Here is a 20240-nt window from a genome sequence, read left to right on the forward strand (position 1 = left end):
ACCCTGGCCCGCGAGGCCGCGGGCCAGGGTGACGCCCGGCAGAATGCGACGCGGCTTGCCTGCCGCCACCGCGGCCGCAGGGACTGGCGAAGGCAGACCCTGCAGGGCGGCCCGCACGACATCGGCCGTGAAGGGCGGGGCACGGAACCGGATGCCGGTCGCGTCGAAGATCGCGTTGGCGATGGCGGCGGCGCTCGGCACAGCCGCCGATTCGCCCACCCCGAGGGGCGGATCATGCGGCCGCGGCATCGACACCACGTCGATGGCCGGCACCTGGGCGAAAGACAGGATCGGGTAGCTGCCCCAGTCCCGGCTCGCCACCCCGCCGTCGTCGAACTCGACCCGCTCGGCTAGGACGCGACCAGTGGATTGCAGCACGTTGCCGTGGATCTGGTGCTCGACCCCGGCCGGGTTGACGACGGCGCCCTGGTCCTGCCCCACCACGACGCGCTCGACCGCCACCTCGCCTGTGATGCGGTTGACCGCCACATCGGCCACCCAGGCCGACCAGGCGGCTGCGGTGCCCGGGAAGGTGCCGTGGACGTAGAGCGCATAGGCGAAGCCCCGCCCCCGCAGCCAGTCGCCATCGGGCGCCATCGTCTGCGGCACCGTATGGGGTTGCCAACCGGCCCGCTCCGCGACGGCGCGGATCATGTCGGCGGCGCGCGGGTCGTCGAGGTGACGCAAGCGATATTCGATCGGGTCGACGCCGGCTTCGGTGGCGAGCTCGTCGATAAAGCTTTCGTGGGCAAAGGAATTGGGCAGCGCCGACACGCCGCGAAACCACGAAGCCCGCACGATCGGCGGCATGTCGTGCACGGTGACGCGGGCATCGGCGTAGCGGTAGGGCGGCACCGCGGTGCGGTCGCCCATGGCGAAGACCTGCGGATCGGGCGCCACGATGCCGGTGAGCAGCAGCGCGAGCGTCGGCGCCCCGTTCGAGGGGTAGCGGGTCTCGAAACCGTAGCCGGCAGGGGCGCCCTCAGCGGTCAGGCCGCCCGCGACATCCATCACCTGACCGGCGCCCTTCGGCTCCCACACATGCTCCTGGGCGCGTGTCAGCTGCACCCGCACCGGGCGCCCGCAGGCGCGCGACAACAAGACGGCGTCGGCCCCGACATCGTCGGCGCAGTTGCGGCCGTAACAGCCCGCCGCCTCGTGGCGCAGCACCGCGACGCTCGCCTCCGGCACCCCGAGCAGGCGCGCCACGTCGGTTCGCATCATCAGCGGGTTCTGGGTGCCGGACCACAGCGTGACGCCGTCCGGCCGCACGTCGGCGACGGCGCAAGACGGGCCGATCGAGCCATGCAGCTGGTATGGCCAGACATAGCTGCGCCGCATCGGCGTGGCGGCTGAGGCGAGTGCCGCATCGAGATCGCCCCGATCGAGCAGACGCCGCGCCGTGGCGGGGTTCGCCCGGATGGCCCCTTCGGGCGCGTTGAGGCCCGGTGGACGGTCCCAGCCGCGCCAGTGCACCACCAGGGTGTCGGCCGCCAGCGCGGCATTCTCTTCCCGCTCGGCCACGACGCCGACGAAATCGCCCAAGGTCACCACCGCCACGAGGCCCGGGATATGGGCCACCGAGGCCTGATCGACACTGACGAGGCTGCGGCCCACGAAGGGGCCATGGTCGAGCCCGGCATAGGGTGGCCGCACCACCCGGCCGTGCAGCATGCCGGGCACCCGCACATCATGCACATAGGTGAAGCTGCCGTCCGCCTTGGCCGGGATGTCGGCGCGCGGCACCCGTTGGCCGACGACGCGATAATGCTCCACCGGCTTCACCGGCGTGGCGTCGTCGAGCGTCAGGCGGATGTGGCGGCCGCGCAGAAGATCGCCATACTGTCGCTGCTCGTTGCGGCGGCCGCAGCGGACGACGCCGTCCATAACCTCGAGTTCGTCCGGCGCGACGTCGAGTTCGACCGCCGCGAGCGCCACAAGGTGGTGGCGCGCCTGGGCGGCGGCACGGCGCAGCGGGATGGCTGTGACCTGGATGGTTTCACTGGCGATGGTGGCGCCCTGGTTGGGCACCAGCGCGCTGTGGCCCAGCACCACCGTCACCTGCTCGAAGGCGACGTCGAGCTCCTCGGCCACGATCTGGCCGAGCGCCGTGCCGATCCCGGTGCCGAGGTCGACGTGTCCGTTATAGGCCGTGACGCGCCCGTCCTGGTCGACCGCGATGAACAGTTCCAGCCCGTGGCCTTCCGGGTTCGGCGAGGCGGCGGCCGGTTCCTCGCGCGGGCCGCTGGCCGGATGAGCGCCGCGCAGCACCAGCAGGACGCCGTCCCGGCCGAGCTGGTCGCGCCAGTGCGAGCCGGGCCCTGGGGACAGGCTCACGACCGGGACTCCGGGCCGGCGCCTTGGCGCAGGGCGGCGGCCCGGCGAACGGCCCGCAGGATCTCGACATGGGTGCCGCAGCGACACAGGTTGCCTGACAATTCACGCCGGATCTCCGCCTCGTCGGGCGCCGGGTTGCGATCGAGCAGCGCCACCGTGGTCATGATCATGCCATTGAGGCAGTAGCCGCACTGGGCCGCCTGCTCGTCCACAAAGGCCTGCTGGACCGGATGGAGCGCGCCGGACGATCCAAGCCCCTCCAGCGTCACCACGTGGCGGCCGGCCGCCACCCGCAGCGGCACCACGCAGGCGCGCGCCGGCACCCCGTCGAGCAACACCGTGCAGGCGCCGCATTGCCCGAGGCCGCAGCCGTATTTGGGTCCGTTCAGCTCAAGGTCGTTGCGCAGCACGGTGAGCAGCGACACACTGCCGGGCAACACGAGGCTGACGGCGCGGCCGTTGACCGTCAGGTCGATCGGCCGTGGCGGCCCACTGGGGTGCGACGGTGATGCGGGGCGGGAAGCAACCAAGCCGGTCTCGATGCTGCAGGTCGTTCGTACACGAACACTAGACCATGGATCGCCGCGCCATAGAAGCGCTAAATCGAAGCCGAACCACAGTCTTGCAAAAGGCAAGCAACGTCCGATCGCATCGCTGCGGTTGCTACGCACTTAGCCATATAAGCAGGCGAGCGATGCCTAAACCATGGTCGATGTGCGCTCTTAATGACCAGATAGCGCTGAAACGACGAGCTGCTTTGGAAGTCTTCTTAAAAGCCGCTTGACAGTCGCCGCCCGAGGGCGCGATTTTGTTTGCGTACACACGATTTTGTCCCGACGCACGGGGGTTGCCATGTCGATGCCGGAAGCCGGGGCGACCACCGCCACCGACAAGATCCGCTGCGACGCCTGCCCGGTGATGTGCTACATCAAGCCCGGCCAGAAAGGCGCCTGCGACCGCTATGGCAACGACAACGGCGTCCTGGTGCGGGTCGATCCCCACATCGTGCTCGAGCACGCCCTTGAGGATGGCTCGGGCGTGGTGCCGTTCGGCGCCGGGACGCTCGACTGGGACGGCAACATCCTGCGCGAGCCGGCCACCTTCGTGACGGCGATCGGCGCCGGCACCACCTATCCGGACTATAAACCCGCGCCCTTCATCGTGGCCTCGGAGATCGCCGGCATCGACATGGTCACGGTGGTGACCGAGGGCATCTTCTCCTATTGCGGCGTCAAGGTGAAGATCGACACCGACCGCCACCTCGGCCCCGAACGGGCGCTGGCCCGGGTGGCGGGCGAACCCGTCGGCCATGTCACCACGGGCGAATACGGCTCGCAGATGTTGTCGCTCGGCGGTGTGCATCACCTCACGGGCGGCTCGAAGGCGGAGGGGCGCGTCACCTGCGATGCGTTGCTGAAGCTGTGCAACGGCGAGGCGGTGGAACTGGTGATCGACGAGGGCGCCACCGTGGTGGTGCAGTCGGGCCGCCCGCCGCAGGTCAACGGCGCCGTCGAGGAGCGCATGCGGGTCGGCTGCGGGTCGGCCACCATCGGCATGTTCGCCAAGCAATGGCTGGGGCTCGTCGACGAGGTGGTGGTGGTCGACGACCACATCACCGGCGTCCTCAGCGAGCATCAGGCAGGCAAGCTGCTCGGCATCCCGGATACCGGGCTGAAGATGAAGGGGCGGCGCTCGACCCCAGGACGCTACTTCCAGGTGGCCCAGCCCGGCACCGGCTGGGGCGGCACCGACATCGCCGACCCCTTGAACATCCTCGGCGCCTTCAACCCGAAGTCCGCACGCCCGGGCCTGACCCTGTTGATGGTGTCGACCACGGGCGAACATGCGGCTTATTTCGTGCTCGACGAGGCCCTGCGGCCGGTCGAGGCCACCATGCCGGACGCGCTGGCCCGCACCGTGGCGCTCATCAAGGAAAATTGCGAACCGGCGCTGTCGACCGTGTTGTTCATGGGCGGCGCAGGCGGCTCGCTCCGGGCTGGCGTCACCGACAATCCGGTGCGGCTGACCCGTTCGGTCAAGGATGCCCTGACGGTCGTGACCTGCGGTGGCGCCCCGACCTATGTGTGGCCGGGGGGCGGCATCACCTTCATGGTCGATGTGGCCAGGGTGCCGCCGAACGGCTTCGGCTCCGTGCCGACACCGGCGCTGGTTGCCCCGATCGAATTCACGCTGCGGCTCGACGACTACCGGAAGCTCGGCGGCCATATGGACCAGGTGCGCCCCCTGTCGGAGTTTCGTGGGTCCGACGAGCGTCGCCGCCAGGTGCCGCACCGCGCCGACAATCCTTGGCCGTTGTTGCCCGACGCCGTCCGGGCGTTACGCCGATGAGCCGGATGCCGCAGGCGCGCCTGCTGCCCGACGGACGCCGCTTGCACCTGCAGGACGGGCCGATCGACCTGGTGATCGGCGCCTTCGGGGGCCCGCATGCGGTCGAGGATGCCTACAGGGCGGCCCTAAGGGCGCTGACGGGGCTGCTCGACCGGCTTTGCGGCGAGCTCCCTGCCCTGCGTCAGCCGGCCGGCCCAACCGCGCCACCGCTGCACGGCACTGTGGCGCGCCGCATGGCGGCCGCCGTGGCGCTTTATGGGGCAGACACCTTCATCACCCCGATGGCGGCGGTGGCAGGCGCCGTCGCGGAAACGGTGCTGGCCGCCATGGTGGAAGCCGCCGACCTCGACCGCGCTTATGTCAACAACGGCGGCGACATCGCGCTCCATTGCGCGTCCGGCCCCGCCTTTACGCTCGGCCTCATCGACCGGCCGGATCGGCCGCACCTGTTCGGCCGGGTGGAGATCGGCCCCGCCGACGCCGTCCGGGGCGTCGCCACCAGCGGCTGGCGCGGGCGCTCGTTCTCGCTCGGCATCGCCGACAGCGTCACGGTGCTGGCCCGTACGGCCGCGGCGGCTGATGCGGCCGCCACCGTGATCGCCAATGCGGTAGACCTGCCGGGCCATCCGGCGGTGCGCCGCGTCCCAGCCCACGACCTGCAGCCCGACAGCGATCTCGGCGGCCGGCTCGTCACCCGAAACGTTGCCCCGTTGCCGCCCGACGCGATCGCCACGGCGTTGCGGGCGGGCCGCGCTTGCGCCGAGACCCTGCTCGGGCATGGCCTCATCGAGGGCGTCGCGCTGCAGCTGCAAGGCCGTGTCGCCACACTCGGCACGGCCACCCTCGGGGGTCCCGCGCCGCATCCCCTCGCCGTCCCGGCCGCGCCGGTCCCGGAGTTCGCCCACCATGCCTGACGTCCTTCTCCGCAAGCAGATCGTTTCCATCGAGGAGATCTTCCACGAAGGCGGTCCGGTGGCGGCCAAGCCGCCGCGGCGCGGCACCGTGCTGGCCGTCATCCGCAATCCCTTTGCGGGCCGCTACGTCGCCGATATCCAGCCGTTCATGAAGGACCTCGAGCCGCTTGGCGCCGCGATGGCGCAGGCTCTGGTGACGGCGCTCGGCGGCGACCCGGCGGCCATCGAAGGCTACGGCAAGGGCGCCATCGTGGGTGAGGCGGGAGAACTCGAGCACGGGGCCCTATGGCACCAGCCGGGCGGCTACGCCATGCGGGGGATCCTCAACGACGCCAAGGCCATCGTGCCCTCCACCAAGAAGGTCGGAGGCCCAGGCACACGGCTCGACGTGCCGGTGACGCACATCAACGCTTCCTATGTGCGCAGCCACTTCGATGCGATCGAGGTGGGGGTCACGGATGGCCCTCGCGCCGACGAGATCGTGCTGGCCCTGGTGATGACCACGGGCGCCCGCGTGCACAACCGGGCGGGCGGGCTTGCGGCCGCCGCCATCAAGGGCGAGGATGGCCTCCGATGAACGCGCAGATCCGCAAGATCGTCACCGTGGTCGAGGAGGTGGTGAGCGAGATGGGGCAGCCCGTGTCGCCACCGACGCGCCGCGCCGCCGCCATGGCGGTGATCGCCAACCCATTCGCCGGCACCTACGTCGAAGACCTGACGCCGCTGATCGACACCGGTGCGGAACTCGGCGCCCTCCTGGCCGCACGAGCCCTGGCGGCCCTCGGCGTTCCGGGTGACGCTGTGCAGAGCTACGGCAAGGCGGCGCTGGTGGGCGAGAACGGCGAACTCGAACATGCGGCGGCGCTGCTGCATCCGAAGCTCGGCGCGCCCTTGCGGGAGGCGCTTGGCGGTGGCGCGGCCCTGGTGCCGTCGTCGAAGAAGCGCGGCGGCCTTGGCACCGTTCTGGACATCCCGCTCGGGCACAAGGACGCGGCCTTCGTGCGCAGCCATTTCGACGGCATGGAGGTGCGGATCAACGACGCGCCACGCCGCGATGAGATCGTGGTGGCGGTGGCGTTGACCACCGGCGGCCGGCCGCTGCCGCGCGTGGGCGGCTTGGCGGTGGCCGACATCAAGGGCCAGGACGGGTTGCGCTGACGATGGCGAGGGGAAACCGCATGGATCGAAAAGTGGTGGCGCTCGGCGCCGGGTTGTTGGCGCTGGGCCTGCCGGGTGCCGCACGGGCGCTCGACGGCGAAGTGAAGATCGGCGAGATCAACTCATATTCGGCCCTGCCGTCCTTCACCGAACCCTACCGTAAGGGTTGGCAGCTCGCGGTCGAGGACATCAACGCCCATGGCGGCATCGACGGCAAGACCCTGGTGGTCGTCTCGAAGGACGACACCGGCAAGCCGGCCCAGGCCATCACGGCCGCCAACGAGCTCGTGTCGCGCGACGGGGTCGCGCTGCTGGCGGGTGGCTTCTTTTCGAACATCGGCTTGGCGCTCGCGGATTTCGCCAAGCAGAAGCACGTCCTCTACCTCGCCGGCGAGCCGCTGACCGACGCGCTCGTCTGGTCGTCCGGCAACGCCGAAACCTTCCGTCTGCGCCCGTCCAACTACATGCAGGCCGCCATCCTGGCCGACGCCGCCGCGAAGCTGCCGGCCAAGCGCTGGGCCACGATCGCGCCGAACTACGAATATGGTCAGTCGGCCGTGGCCGTGTTCAAGACGCTCCTGTCGGCCAAGCGCCCCGACATCCAATGGGTGGCCGAGCAATGGCCGCCGCAGGGCAAGATCGACGCCGGCCCCGTGACTCAGGCCATCGCGGCCGCCAATCCCGAAGCCATCCTGAATGTCGAATTCGGTCCCGACCTCGTCAAGCTGGTGCGCGAAGGCAATACGCGCGGATTGTTCAAGGACCGCAGCGTCGTCAGCTTCCTGACCGGCGAACCCGAATACCTCGATCCGCTGAAAGACGAGGCGCCGCAGGGCTGGATCGTCACCGGCTACCCCTGGTATGACCTCCACACACCAGCCCATGACGCCTTTCTGAAGAGCTATCAGGCCAAGTACGGCGACCATCCGCGGCTCGGCTCGGTTGTGGGCTACACGCTGATCGAGGCCGCGGCCGACATCCTGCGCAAGGCGAAGTCGACCGACACCGACGCCCTCATCAAGGCCGCCGAAGGCATCAATTTCGATACGCCCTTCGGCCCAGCGAGTTTCCGCACGCTCGATCACCAATCCACCATGGGCGCCTTCGTCGGCACCACGGCCGTCAAGGACGGCGCGGGCGTGATGACCGACAGCCATTACGTCGATGGCGCAAGCGTGCTGCCGACCGACGACGCTGTGCGGAAACTGCGACCGCAGCCGTGAGGGGAGCGGAACCATCCACGGCCGCAAGACCCTCATTCCGGGGCGGCGCAGCCGAACCTGGAATCGGCGGGCTCCGACCTCGATCGCCCGGGCTCCCCGGTTCCGGATCTCCGCTCCGCTGCGTCCGGAATGAGGGGGATCGGGTCGTTCATCGCGGGATGCCATAATGGGCTTTTATCTCGCACAAGCGCTGACGGGCCTCGCCCAGGCGTCGTCGCTGTTCCTCATCGCCTCGGGATTGTCGATCATCTTCGGCGTCACCCGGGTCGTGAATTTCGCCCACGGGGCCTTCACGATGCTCGGGGCCTACGTGGCCTACACGTTGGTCACGCACCTCGATGGGCCGTTCGGGTTCTGGGGCGGTCTCGTCGTCGCGAGCCTCGTGGTGGCGGCGCTGGGCGCCCTGTTGGAGATGACGCTGTTGCGCCGGCTGTATCGCGCGCCGGAGTTGTTCCAGCTGCTCGCCACCTTCGGGGTGACCCTTGTGGTCGAAGACCTCGCGGTGCTGATCTGGGGGCCCGACGACCTGCTCGGGCCCCGCGCGCCGGGCTTCAAGGGAGCCGTCACGCTGCTCGGCCAAGCCGTGCCGAGCTACGATCTGTTTCTGGTCGGCTTGGCGCCGGTCGTCTTCGGCCTGTTGACCTTGGTGTTTCATCGCACGCGCTTCGGCGTCCTGGTGCGGGCCGCCACACAGGACCGCGAGATGGTGGCGGCGCTCGGCGTCGACCAACGCTGGCTGTTCACGGCCGTCTTCGCGCTCGGCACTTTCCTGGCGGCGCTCGGTGGCGCGCTGCAGATTCCGCGCGACGCCGTCAATCACACGATGGACCTTAGGATCATCGTTGATGTCTTCGTGGTGGTGGTGATCGGCGGCCTCGGCAGCATCGGCGGCGCCCTGGTGGCCGCAATCGTGGTGGCGGAACTCAATGCCTTCGGCATCCTGGCCTTTCCGGCCGTCTCGATCGTGTTGGTCTTCCTGGTCATGGCGCTGGTGCTGACGGTCCGTCCGCATGGGCTGTTTGGCCGGGCGCAGCCGCCGGTCCGCAGCCTGCCGGCGCCGACCTCGCGCCCTTGGGCGCCTTTCGGCTGGCCCGCGCGCACCGTCGCAGCGGTCCTCGCGATCGTCGCGGCCTTGTTGCCGTTCTGGGCCGGCCCTTATGGCCTCGCAGTTGGGGCCGAGATCGCGGTGGCGGTGATCTTTGCGGCCAGCCTGCAATTGTTGATGTCGCCCGCCGGCCTCGTCAGCTTCGGCCATGCGGCTTATTTTGGCCTCGGAGTTTATGGTGCCGCCCTGGCGGTGAAGCTCGGCGGTCTGTCGATGGGTCCCGCCATCGGCTGCGGCGTGGCGCTCGGCCTTGGCGGCGCGGCGCTGTTCGGCTGGCTTTGCGTGCGGTTGTCGGGCGTTTACTTTGCCATGCTGACCCTGGCCTTTGCCCAGATCGTCTGGTCGGTTGCGTTCCAATGGACCGACGTGACGGGCGGCGACAACGGCCTGTTGGGCATCTGGCCAGCGCCCTGGGCCGCGACGCCACGGGCCTTCTACTGGCTCTGCGTCGCGGTGGCGGTCACCGTGGCGGGCCTGATCCGCGTCGTCACCTTCTCGCCCTTCGGCTTCGGGCTCAGGGCCGTGCGCGATGCGACGGGCCGCGCCGAGGCGCTCGGCTTCAGCCGCGCACGGCTGCAATGGGGTGCCTTCACGCTGGCGGGCGGGCTTGCGGCGCTGGCGGGGGGCCTCTTCGCCTTCCTGAAAGGCAGCGTCTTTCCGGACAGCTTTGGGGTCGGCACCTCGGTCGATGGACTGGTGACGGTGTTGCTCGGCGGGGTCGGCACGATCTCGGGCAGCGTCGCCGGAGCGATCCTCTACAAGGGCCTGTCGATCTGGCTCGTCAGCCAGACCGATTATTCGAAGCTCGTGCTTGGGATCGTCATCGTGGCCCTCTGCGTGGCCCTGCCGCGCGGCCTCGGCGGCCTTGCGACGTTGTTGAGCCCCCGCGGCACCAGGCACGATCGGGTGCCGGCCACACCCGGCACGCCCCGCCTCGAGGGCGCCGAATGACCCCGCCCCTCCTGGCCGTTTCGGGCCTGCGCAAGAGCTATGGCGGCGTCGAGGCCGTCCGGGACGTCTCGTTCACGCTCGCGGCCGGCGAGGTGCTGGCCCTGATCGGGCCGAACGGCGCCGGCAAGAGCACCTGCTTCAACATGTTGAACGGGCAGATCCGGCCCGATGCCGGCGAGATCGTGCTGAACGGCACCGCGGTGACGGGCCTTCGGCCGCGCCTCATGGCCCGGCGCGGTGTCGCCCGGACGTTCCAGATCACCGCCGCTTTTGCGTCCATGACGGCGCGCGAAAACGTGCAGGTTGCCTGTGTGGCGCAAGCCGGCCTCGCGTCGCGCCTTGTAGGCCGCACCGACCGCCGCTTCGTGGCCATAGCCGATGGCTGGCTCGACAAGGTCGGGTTGCTGGCCGAGGCCGACCGCCCCGCCGGGGAACTCGCCTATGGCGACCTGAAGCGCCTCGAGCTCGCCATGGTGCTGACCGGCCACCCCACCCTGTTGCTGATGGACGAGCCGACGGCCGGCATGGCGCCCCGGGAGCGCCACGCCCTGATGGATTTCGTCGTGGCCTTTGCCCGGAAGGAGGCGATCGGCCTCCTGTTCACCGAACACGACATGGATATCGTCTTCGCCCATGCGGACCGCGTGCTGGTGCTGAGCCGCGGCGCCGTGATCGCCGCCGGACCGCCTGACGCCGTGCGCCGCGACCCCCAGGTGCGGGCCAGCTACCTCGGCGAAGGCCTCGCCTATGCGAAGCAAGGAGAGCCGGCTTGATGCTCGAAGCGCGGGCGCTGACCGGCTGGTATGGCCGGGCTCAGATCCTCTTCGACATCGACCTTGCGGTGGGCACCGGCGAGGTCGTGTCGCTGCTCGGTCGCAACGGCGCCGGCAAGTCGACCACGTTCCGAGCCCTGGCGGGCCTGCTCGACCGTCGCGGCGGCGATGTCCGGTTCGACGGCGCCGACGTGTCGCGCGAGCCCGCCCATCTGCGGGCGCGCCGCGGCCTCGCTTATGTGCCGGAAGACCGGCGCATCTTTGGGGATCTGACGGTCGACGAGAATTTGGCGGTGGGCCGACAAGCGGCACGCGACGGGGCGCCGCGCTGGACGCCGGCAAGGGTGTTCGCGCTGTTCCCGAGCCTCGGCGCCATGCGGACCCGGCGCGGCGGCGCGATGAGCGGCGGCGAGCAGCAGATGTTGACCGTCGCCCGCGCCCTGATGGGCAACCCGCGCCTCGTGCTGCTCGACGAACCGTCCGAGGGCCTCGCCCCCAAGGTGGTCGAGGACATGGCCCATGCGATCCTGGCCATGAAGCGCGAGGGCCTCAGCATCCTGCTCTCCGAACAGAATCTGCATTTCGCCCGCCTCATCGCCGACCGTGCGGTTGTGCTTGACCGTGGCCACGTGCGCTTTTCCGGCACCATGGCCGCGTTAGCGGCCGACCCGGCGCTGTGCGACGCCTATCTGTCGGTGTAGAGGCCGTATCGGCCCGCGAGGCCGGCAGCGCGACGAAACTTACCGAAGCACCGTCGCCTTTACCCACCAATCGGGATGCTGGGCCCGAATGATCTGCATGGCCTGCGCTGCCGCGCGGCAGGTGTCGAACAGGCCAAAGCATGTGGCGCCCGATCCCGACATGCGGGCCAGACGGCAGCCGCGCGCGCCACCCAGCACCGCCAGCACGTCACCGATCACCGGGGCCAGGACACCGGCCGCGCCTTCCATGTCGTTGCGGCCGCGTCGCAGCAGCGGCATCAGGGCGTTAGGCGTAAGGTCGGGACCGACCTCCGGATGCGACGAACCGGCATTCGTTTCGCCGTTTCGCAACCCGATGCGGTGAAACACGCTCTTGGTTTCGAGCTTGACGCCGGGATTGATCAACAGCGCCACGAGCGGGGGCAGGCGCAGCGGCGCCCCGAGGCGCTCGCCGATGCCGCTCATCATCCGGGCGCGCGGGTCGAGACAGACCGGCACGTCGGCCCCGGTGGCCTGGGCGGCTTCGACGAGGCGTGGATCGTGGTGCGAGAGCGCATTGGCATCGGCCAGCAACCGCAACGCCGCCGCCGCATCGGATGAGCCGCCGCCAACCCCGGCCGCGACCGGCAGCCGCTTCACCAGCTTGAACGCGCCGAGCCGAAGCGCCGGAACCCGATCCCGCAAGGCGCGCGCGGCACGCAGCACGAGGTTGTCTCCAGACTCGCCGGCCGCGACCGCGGTCGGACCGACGACCTCCAGGGACAGATCGTCGCCGGGATCGAAGTGCAGCACGTCGCCGGCCCCGGTAAAGGCGACAAGACTTTCAAGCTCGTGGTAGCCATCCGCACGCCGACCCCGGATGTGGAGCGTCAGGTTGATCTTGGCGGGTGCACGCGTCACGAAACTCATGGCCGCACCTCAACCCCAGGGCAAGCCGAGGGTCAAGGCAAGGATGCAGATCGAAGACGCGTCTCGATGGGCCAATTGCGATTGCGTGCTGAACAGTAAATCAGGCCGGACGCCTGCGGCATGCGCGGCGTTGCGAGCGGCCCAGGATGGAAATGCAAGGTCTTGTCAGCCATGATCCCGGCTGGGGGAACCAAACACTTTGCCGTTTACATTTCGCGATGGAAGGGCTTGATAAGCTGCAGCCAGGCATGGTGGCCTGACTTGTCGAGGTTGTGACGATGGTCATCGGCCAGCAGACGGGGGATTGCATCGACGTGCAACGGCTGTTCGACCATGTCGTTTGATGGGGCTTTGCCGGCCGACCAGGCGTTATCGGTTAAATTCTGGGGAACGCGTGGCTCGCTTCCGCGCTGCGGTGCCGAATACCAGCGCTATGGCGGCAATACCACTTGCGTCGAAGTGCGGGTCGGCCGTCGCTTGTTCCTGATCGACGCCGGGTCGGGCATCGCAGACGCCGGCAAATCCATGATGGATGATGGTCCGCAAGGCTTCGACATCCTGTTGAGCCATCTGCATCACGACCACATATCCGGGCTACCCTTCTTCATTCCCGCTCTCAAGACACGGTGCGAGATCCGCCTGCATTGCGGCAACCTCGACGGCGTCAGCCCGCAGGCCGCCTTCGATCTGATGTTCGCGCCGCCCTTGTTCCCGGTAAGGCTGGAGGTGTTTCCCGGCCAGTTCAGCTATCACGGCTTCCATGCCGGGGCAGCGCTCGACTTCGGCGACGGGATCGTGGTCCGGACCTGCGCACTCGACCATCCTGGCGGCGCGACGGCTTACCGGTTCGATCACAAAGGCCGCAGCCTTTGCTACATTTCGGATGTCGAGCATCGGCCTGGCATCATCGACGACGCATTGGTGAGCTTCTGCCGCGACGCCGATCTGGTGGTCTACGACACGATGTTCAACGAAGCGGAGTTCCAGGATTGCCGTGGCTGGGGCCACTCGACCTGGGGGGCCGGTGTCGCCCTTTGCCGCGCCGCCAACGCCAAGCGCCTCGGTGCCACGCATCATCACATGCGTCATACGGACGACATGCTGGATGGCGTGGCGGCCCAGGTCGAGGCAGCCCTGCCGGGTTCGTTCGTGGCGCGCGAAGGACAAACCATCCGGCTCGAAGCCCGCGTGCTGGAAACGGCCGCCTGATCGGCGTCTCGCGGGTCCGCTGAAGCCGCGGCCACGCGCCGCGTTTCGATAGCGGGCCGCGATCACGCCTCGACCGAAAGGGCCTGTTTGTCCAGCGTTCGGCTGCATCTCTCGAAGGCCACCCTGCCGGCAGCCTTGCGGCGCTTCGTTCGCAGCCGCGCCAGCGGGCTCGTGCTGGTGGCCGTGCTGATCGGTCTCGTCGGTGGCCTGCTGGTCGTGGCACTGTCGGCGACGGTGCAGTTCCTGCACGAAACCCTGTTCGGGCTGGCGCGTAACCAGCACCTCAGTGCGATGCCGGCCCTGACGCCATGGCGCGGCATCCTGGTTCCCTGCATCGGTGGCGGGGTCCTGGCCCTGCTGACCGCCACCGCGCGTCCGCTCGCGGGTCGGCTTGCGGATGCGATCGAGGCCAACGCGCTTTATGGCGGTCACCTATCCATGAAGGGCAGCCTCTTCGTCACCATGCAGACCGTGCTGTCGAGCGGATGCGGAGGATCGGTCGGGCTTGAGGCCGGCTATACGCAGATCTGTGCCGCGGTCTCGTCGCGGGTCGGCATCGTCCTGGCGGCCCGGCGTGCCGACATGCGGCTGCTGGTCGCCTGCGGCGGGGCGGCCGCCATCGCGGGGGCCTTCAACGCGCCGCTCGCAGGCGCCTTCTACGGATTCGAGGTGGTGCTCGGCACCTATACGGTCGGGGCGCTGTCGCCCGTGGCGGCCAGCGCGCTCGCGGCCTGTCTCGTCACGCGCCAGTTCGTCGATCACCCCTACCTCGTGCCGCCGGGGGCCATCGGAGCCATGCATGGCGGCGAAATCGCCCATGTGGCGATGATCAGCCTCGTGGCGGCGCTGCTTGGCATCGGCCTGATGCAGGCCGTAGGCACCTGCGAAGGCTTGTTTTCGCGCTTTCGGATCGACCTGCGGCTCCGTCCGATCATCGGCGGCCTGCTGATCGGCCTGCTCAGCCTTGCCACCCCGCAGGTGCTTGGCGCCGGCCATGGGGCCCTCAGCATCGACCTGGCCGTCCCCCTGCTGCCGGCCACCCTTGCGGCGCTGTTCCTGTTGAAGGGCCTCGCCTCCGCCATCTCGCTCGGCTCCGGGTTTCGCGGCGGGCTGTTTTATGCCTCCCTGCTGCTCGGCGCGCTGGTGGGCCGGTGTTATGCGGGTGTGGCGGCAGCCTGGATGCCCAGCTTGGCGCCGGATCCCGGGCTCGCGGCATTGGCCGGCATCGCAGCCTTTGGCACCGGAGTAATCGGCGCTCCGGTGACCATGACGGCGTTGACGCTTGAGGCCACGGGCAGCTTCACGGTCGCGATCGTGTCGCTGATCGCGGCGAGCATCGCGTCGCTCGTGGTGCGCGACCTGTTCGGCTATTCTTTTGCGACATGGCGCTTTCACCTGCGGGGCGAGGCCATCCGTGGGCCGCATGATGTCGGTTGGCTACGCGACCTCACCGTGCGCAAGCTGATGCGGGCCGATGTGCGGACCGCCCCGTCGCACTGGACGGTGGACGAGGCGCGGGCGGCTTTCGCACTGGGGTCGCTAAAAAACTTCGCCCTCGCGGACGCGGCCGGTCGCTACGCCGGCCTCGTTCTGCTGGATGACCTCTACACCACCGCGTCGGAGCCCGATGAGTCCATCCTCTGTCTGGCCCGACACCGCGACGCGGTGCTGCTGCCCGGTATGGCGGTGCGTACGGCCCTCGACCTGTTCGAAGCTTCCGAAGCGGACGTCATGATCGTGGTGGACCGCGCGACGGACGGTACGATCGTCGGCGTCTTGAGCGAATCGAGCGCCCTCAGGGCCTATGGACGCGAGTTGGAGCGCCAAAGCCCCGACAACGTGACGACCATGCAGGCGAAGGGCGCCACCCTGCACTGAGCCCCGCGGCATCAGCCCTTGCCAGCGGGAGAACCCTACCTAGGTGCCGTAGCATTCCCTTTTCTGAAAAGATGATGCCGCCATGGCCCTCGACCCCTTGTTTCAACCCTTCGCGCTCGGCGATCTGACGCTGAAGAACCGTATCGTGATGGCGCCCCTGACGCGGAGCCGCGCCAGTGCCGGCACCGATGCGCCGAACGACCTCAACGTCGACTACTACCGTCAGCGCGCCGGCGCCGGCCTGATCATCGCCGAGGCCACCCAGATCTCCCAGCAGGGTCAGGGTTACGTCGCGACGCCAGGGATCTACACGAGCGAGCAGGTCGAGGGCTGGCGCAAGGTGACGAAAGCCGTGCACCAGGAAGGCGGTCGCATCTTCCTGCAGCTATGGCATGTCGGACGCATCTCCCACACCTCGCTGCAGCCCAATGGCGGCGCGCCAGTCGCGCCTTCGGCCATCAAGGCCAAGGGGCAGACCTACACCAAGCAGGGCCGGGTGGATTTTTCGATGCCGCGGGCCCTCGAGGCCGAAGAGATTCCCGGCATCATCCGCGGCTATCTGAATGCCGCGGAGAACGCCGAGAGGGCGGGGTTCGACGGGGTGGAGTTGCACGCCGCCAATGGCTATTTGCTCGACCAATTCCTGCGCGACGGCGCCAACAAGCGGCAGGATGCCTATGGCGGTTCGGTCGACAACCGCACCCGGTTGACCATCGAGGCCTTGCTGACGCTCTGCCGCGTCTTCCCGAAGGAACGAGTCGGCATCCGGCTGTCGCCTGTCAGCCATGCCAACGATCTCGAGGACAGCAATCCGACCGCCCTCTACGATTATCTGGTACGCGAACTCGACGCCCTGAAGATCGCCTACATGCATGTGATCGAAGGCGAAACCCAGGGGCCGCGCGACCCGCAGGGCTTCGACTTCGGAGCCATGCGCAAGAGCTTCCACGGTGCCTATATGGCCAACAACGGCTATGACGGCGCGCTGGCGGCCGAAGCCGTGTCCGAAGGGCGGGCCGACTTCGTGGCTTTCGGGCGCGCCTTTATATCGAATCCCGACCTGCCCGAGCGTTTGCGCCAGGGCGCACCCCTGACGCCCGACGACAAGGACACCTGGTACGGCGGAGGGGCCGAGGGCTACACCACCTATCCGACCTTGGAACAGGCAAAGGCCTGAAGCCCACGCGAAAAAGGCTCCAGTCCTTGGGACTGGAGCCTTTTTCGATTGAGTCGAAGCCCGGAGGCCTCAGTCTTATACGGCTTCCTTGGTCCGGTCGGCGCGCTTGCGCTCGTTCGGATCGAGCTTCACCTTCCGTAGGCGGATCGACTTCGGCGTCACTTCGACGAGTTCGTCGTTCTCGATGTAGGCCAGGGCCCGCTCGAGCGTCATGCGGATCGGCGGGGTGAGGCGCACCGCTTCGTCCTTGCCGGCGGCGCGGACGTTGGTGAGCTTCTTGCCCTTGAGCACGTTCACCTCGAGGTCGTTCTCGCGGGTGTGCTCGCCGATGATCATGCCCTGATACACCTTCCAGCCGGGCTCGATCATCATCGGGCCACGATCCTCGAGGTTCCACATGGCATAGGCCACGGCCTCGCCGGAATCGGTCGACAACAGCACGCCGTTGCGGCGGCCCTGGATTTCGCCCTTCCACGGCGAATAGGCGTGGAACAGCCGGTTCATGATCGCCGTGCCCTTGGTGTCGGTCATCAGTTCGCCCTGATAGCCGATGAGCCCGCGGGTCGGGGCGTGGAAGACGAGGCGCAGGCGATTGCCGCCCGACGGCCGCATCTCCATCATGTCAGCCTTGCGCTCCGACATCTTCTGCACGACGACGCCCGAGTGCTCCTCATCGACGTCGATCACCACCTCTTCGATCGGCTCGAGGCGATCGCCCGAAGCCTCGTCGGTCTGGAACACCACGCGCGGCCGCGACACGCTGAGCTCGAATCCCTCGCGCCGCATCGTCTCAATCAGGATGGCGAGTTGCAATTCACCACGACCCGCCACCACATAGGCGTCGGTGCCGGGCGACTCCGTGATCTTCAGCGCGACGTTGCCTTCGGCTTCCTTGAACAGGCGGTCGCGGATGACGCGGCTCGTCACCTTGTCGCCCTCGGTGCCGGCGAGCGGGCTGTCATTGACCAGAAAGGTCATCGACAGGGTCGGCGGATCGATCGGCTGCGCGTGCAGGGCCTCGGTCACCTCGGGGGCGCACACGGTGTCGGCCACGTTGAACTTCGACAAGCCCGCGATGGCCACGATGTCGCCTGCCTCGGCGATCTCGATCGGGGTGCGCTCGATACCGCGGAACGCCATGATCTTCGAAATGCGCCCGCTCTCGATCAGATTACCGGAATTATCCAGAACCTTCACGGTCTGGTTCGGCTTGATCGAGCCCGATTGCACGCGTCCGGTGATCATGCGACCGAGGTATGGGTTGGCTTCGAGCAGCGTCCCGAGCATGCGGAACGGCCCTTCCTCGACCTTCGGCGCCGGCACGTGCTTCATCACGAGCTCGAACAAAGGCGTCATGCCCTCCTGCGGCCCGTCGGGCGCATCGGCCATCCAGCCGTTCCTGCCCGACCCGTAGAGGATGGGAAAGTCGAGCTGGTCGTCGTTGGCGTCGAGGGCTGCGAAGAGGTCGAACACCTCGTTGACGACCTCGGTAATGCGGGCGTCGGGGCGGTCCACCTTGTTGATGGCGACGATCGGCTTCAGGCCGATCTTCAGCGCCTTGCCGACCACAAACTTGGTCTGGGGCATCGGGCCCTCGGCCGCGTCCACCAGCACGATCACGCCATCGACCATCGACAGGATGCGCTCGACCTCACCGCCGAAATCGGCGTGGCCAGGCGTATCGACGATGTTGATGCGGGTGTCGTTCCACACCACCGACGTGGCCTTGGCCAGGATGGTGATGCCGCGCTCCTTTTCGAGGTCGTTCGAGTCCATCACGCGCTCGGCGACCCGCTGGTTCTCGCGGAAGGCACCCGATTGCTGAAGGAGTTTGTCGACGAGCGTCGTCTTGCCGTGGTCGACGTGCGCGATGATGGCGATGTTGCGAAGGTCCATGAGCCGAACGGTAAAGGGGAAGACGGAGGCCTTCCTGACACGGGAACGATATGTGCGCGAGTGAAAGCGCACCGGCGCCCTACATCGGCTCCGGCACGCTCATTTCGCAACTGCGAAACGATTACAACAAAATGCTGGACTTGGGAATGGCACCAATCAGCCCCGGAAGCGCCGCCGATCGCTATCGGGATCGATTAGGACCCTTGCACGCAGTTCGACAGCCGATCGTGCAGAAAAATGCCCCGTGCGGGGCGGGTCGGAGGTGTCACTTGGCAGCCCGTAGAACCTGGGCCGCCTCCCAATCGCGGATCGCCCGGCCGCCGGAAGCGCCGATCGCAAAGCTCATCCTGATCGTCCGGGCCTGGTCCACCATGATGGGCACGTCGATCCACTGATCCACCGCCAATAGCGCCAGATCCCGTTCGGCGCTCTCGGCAACATCCGAAAGAACCATATCGAGCACGGCGGGCGGCGATGGATCGGATCGGCCCAGGAACGGATCCGGCAAGGCATGCGCGTCCTTGCGCAGTCCGGGTGCCTCGAGCGCCAGGATATGACGAAAGGGACTGCTGCCGCCATGCAGCATCCGCACCGTGAGGTGCAGCGACGGCGCCCGTCCGCTTTCCGTCCGGCTGATGCGGAAGCTGAGGGTGCCGGCATCGTCGTCGAGGCTCACGGCGGCGACAAGGTCGATGGAAGCGGGGGTATCGCTCGTGCCGGTAATGCGCTGCACGGACCATGTCGCATGGCCCCCATAGGAGGTGACCGCAGTGCCCGCCTCGTCGACCAAGGCCGCGATCTCGTGGGGCGCATTTGGATCGAGGCTGCCGGGCGGCGGTCCGACCGGCACCGGCTTGAGCTCCGTCGCAAAGACCGCACGGGGTGCGAGGTCCTCGTCATCGCCACTTGCGGTTGCCAACCGGGTGGCGGCGAGCTCGTCCGGCGTCAGCCACGACATACCGGCTGCGGGCGCGGCCCGGAGCAAGGGCATCAGCCCGGCACCAATGCCCATGCGCGTGTAATAGGAGGCGGTGTCGCCATAACTCGAGCGGGTTTGCACCGTCACGGCGGTGTCGGGCAGCGGCCTTTCGGACACGAGCGTGCGGCTGACCTCCTGGCGCACCCCATTCATCGTGCGGGTGACGATACGGTAGGTCCGCATCACCTTCACCTTGCGGGCGAAGCTCAGATATTCGTGAACGCCGACATGTGCCTGAGGGGACACGAAGCGCCGGGTGCCGGCCGCCAGGATCAGTGGGCACGCGGATGCGCAGAGAGCTTGCCGCGGGTCGGGCCGGCCCGAGGCGATGCCGTTCGGCAGCAGGGTCCCGCATGCGTCGCGATCGGCCGGGCACAAAGTCAGGATCGTCCGCGCCACGACGACATCGAGGTGCCGCTCGCGCACCATCCTGCCGATCGCCATGGCTTCGCTCACGAGGCCGCCCGGCGAATCGATGAGGACGGCGTGAGGCGCCCGGCCGGCGAGGCGCGCTATCCGGGCGAAGGCCGCCGCCGATCCCGGCCCGATCGGCCCTTCCACGGCGATCCATTCGGCGCAGCGATCCGGCGCGCAACGCGGGTCGCTGCTCCGCACGAGGCGCACGGCAACGGGCCGGTTCACTTTCGAGAGGATCTGGGCGCCGGGCTGAGCAAGCCTGGA

The 20240-nt window shown here is 68.3% G+C and carries 16 protein-coding genes; 11 read left to right on the forward strand and 5 right to left on the reverse strand.

What is annotated here, in order from left to right:
• Together P7D22_RS01975 and P7D22_RS01980 are read right to left on the reverse strand one after the other, a co-directional pair.
• Positions 1 to 2193: molybdopterin cofactor-binding domain-containing protein (locus P7D22_RS01975; protein WP_442916011.1), on the reverse strand; the 2193-nt coding region annotated here is incomplete at its 3' end.
• Positions 2194 to 2333: 140 nt separating this feature from the next.
• Positions 2334 to 2867 carry a (2Fe-2S)-binding protein gene (locus P7D22_RS01980; protein WP_442916006.1) on the reverse strand — a complete coding sequence of 178 codons (534 nt, stop codon included), beginning with the start codon at positions 2865 to 2867 and terminating at the stop codon, positions 2334 to 2336.
• Between the two features lie 328 nt (positions 2868 to 3195).
• Here P7D22_RS01980 and P7D22_RS01985 point away from each other — a divergent pair, with 328 nt between their 5' ends.
• From P7D22_RS01985 to P7D22_RS02020, 8 genes are all read left to right on the forward strand, one after another.
• On the forward strand, positions 3196 to 4686 hold the full coding sequence (locus tag P7D22_RS01985; RefSeq protein WP_442916012.1) for a 6-hydroxynicotinate reductase: 1491 nt from the start codon (positions 3196 to 3198) through the stop codon (positions 4684 to 4686).
• Positions 4683 to 5600, forward strand: a complete 918-nt coding sequence (locus P7D22_RS01990) for a UPF0280 family protein (protein WP_319932528.1) — start codon at positions 4683 to 4685, stop codon at positions 5598 to 5600. The genes P7D22_RS01985 and P7D22_RS01990 overlap by 4 nt, the downstream gene beginning before the upstream one ends.
• Positions 5593 to 6177, forward strand: coding sequence for an amino acid synthesis family protein (locus P7D22_RS01995; protein WP_319932529.1), 585 nt, complete (start codon positions 5593 to 5595; stop codon positions 6175 to 6177). Before P7D22_RS01990 ends, P7D22_RS01995 begins: the two co-directional genes overlap by 8 nt.
• Positions 6174 to 6758, forward strand: a complete 585-nt coding sequence (locus P7D22_RS02000; RefSeq protein WP_319932530.1) for an amino acid synthesis family protein — start codon at positions 6174 to 6176, stop codon at positions 6756 to 6758. Before P7D22_RS01995 ends, P7D22_RS02000 begins: the two co-directional genes overlap by 4 nt.
• Before the next feature lie 20 nt (positions 6759 to 6778).
• On the forward strand, positions 6779 to 7981 hold the full coding sequence (locus P7D22_RS02005; protein WP_319932531.1) for an ABC transporter substrate-binding protein: 1203 nt from the start codon (positions 6779 to 6781) through the stop codon (positions 7979 to 7981).
• A 166-nt stretch (positions 7982 to 8147) separates the two neighbouring features.
• On the forward strand, positions 8148 to 10037 hold the full coding sequence (locus P7D22_RS02010; RefSeq protein ID WP_319932532.1) for an ABC transporter permease: 1890 nt from the start codon (positions 8148 to 8150) through the stop codon (positions 10035 to 10037).
• Complete coding sequence (locus P7D22_RS02015) at positions 10034 to 10810, forward strand: ABC transporter ATP-binding protein (protein ID WP_319932533.1); 777 nt, start codon at positions 10034 to 10036, stop codon at positions 10808 to 10810. The genes P7D22_RS02010 and P7D22_RS02015 overlap by 4 nt, the downstream gene beginning before the upstream one ends.
• Positions 10807 to 11511 (forward strand): ABC transporter ATP-binding protein, encoded by a 705-nt coding sequence (locus tag P7D22_RS02020; RefSeq protein ID WP_442916007.1) that lies wholly within the window; start codon positions 10807 to 10809, stop codon positions 11509 to 11511. The genes P7D22_RS02015 and P7D22_RS02020 overlap by 4 nt, the downstream gene beginning before the upstream one ends.
• Before the next feature lie 39 nt (positions 11512 to 11550).
• On the opposite strand, the gene P7D22_RS02025 is transcribed toward P7D22_RS02020, so the two are convergent.
• Positions 11551 to 12420 (reverse strand): 4-(cytidine 5'-diphospho)-2-C-methyl-D-erythritol kinase, encoded by an 870-nt coding sequence (locus P7D22_RS02025; RefSeq protein WP_319932534.1) that lies wholly within the window; start codon positions 12418 to 12420, stop codon positions 11551 to 11553.
• Positions 12421 to 12753: 333 nt separating this feature from the next.
• On the opposite strand from P7D22_RS02025, the gene P7D22_RS02030 reads away from it, so the two are divergent.
• The 3 genes from P7D22_RS02030 (at position 12754) to P7D22_RS02040 (ending at position 16684) form a co-directional block, all read left to right on the forward strand.
• A complete protein-coding gene (locus P7D22_RS02030; protein ID WP_319932535.1) occupies positions 12754 to 13629 on the forward strand; it encodes an MBL fold metallo-hydrolase in 876 nt (291 codons plus the stop codon).
• A gap of 87 nt (positions 13630 to 13716) precedes the next feature.
• Positions 13717 to 15507 (forward strand): chloride channel protein, encoded by a 1791-nt coding sequence (locus tag P7D22_RS02035; protein WP_319932536.1) that lies wholly within the window; start codon positions 13717 to 13719, stop codon positions 15505 to 15507.
• Positions 15508 to 15589: 82 nt separating this feature from the next.
• Positions 15590 to 16684 carry an alkene reductase gene (locus P7D22_RS02040; RefSeq protein ID WP_319932537.1) on the forward strand — a complete coding sequence of 365 codons (1095 nt, stop codon included), beginning with the start codon at positions 15590 to 15592 and terminating at the stop codon, positions 16682 to 16684.
• 75 nt (positions 16685 to 16759) lie between these two features.
• Here P7D22_RS02040 and typA read toward each other — a convergent pair whose 3' ends face one another.
• Positions 16760 to 18580 carry a translational GTPase TypA gene (typA, locus tag P7D22_RS02045; RefSeq protein WP_319932538.1) on the reverse strand — a complete coding sequence of 607 codons (1821 nt, stop codon included), beginning with the start codon at positions 18578 to 18580 and terminating at the stop codon, positions 16760 to 16762.
• Positions 18581 to 18845: 265 nt separating this feature from the next.
• The gene (locus P7D22_RS02050; protein ID WP_319932539.1) at positions 18846 to 20201 is read right to left on the reverse strand and encodes a hypothetical protein; all 1356 of its coding nucleotides are present in this window, start codon (positions 20199 to 20201) and stop codon (positions 18846 to 18848) included.
• Between the last annotated feature and the right edge of the window lie 39 nt (positions 20202 to 20240).

The sequence above is a fragment of the Lichenihabitans sp. Uapishka_5 genome (genome assembly GCF_033947565.1).
GTDB lineage: Bacteria > Pseudomonadota > Alphaproteobacteria > Rhizobiales > Beijerinckiaceae > Lichenihabitans.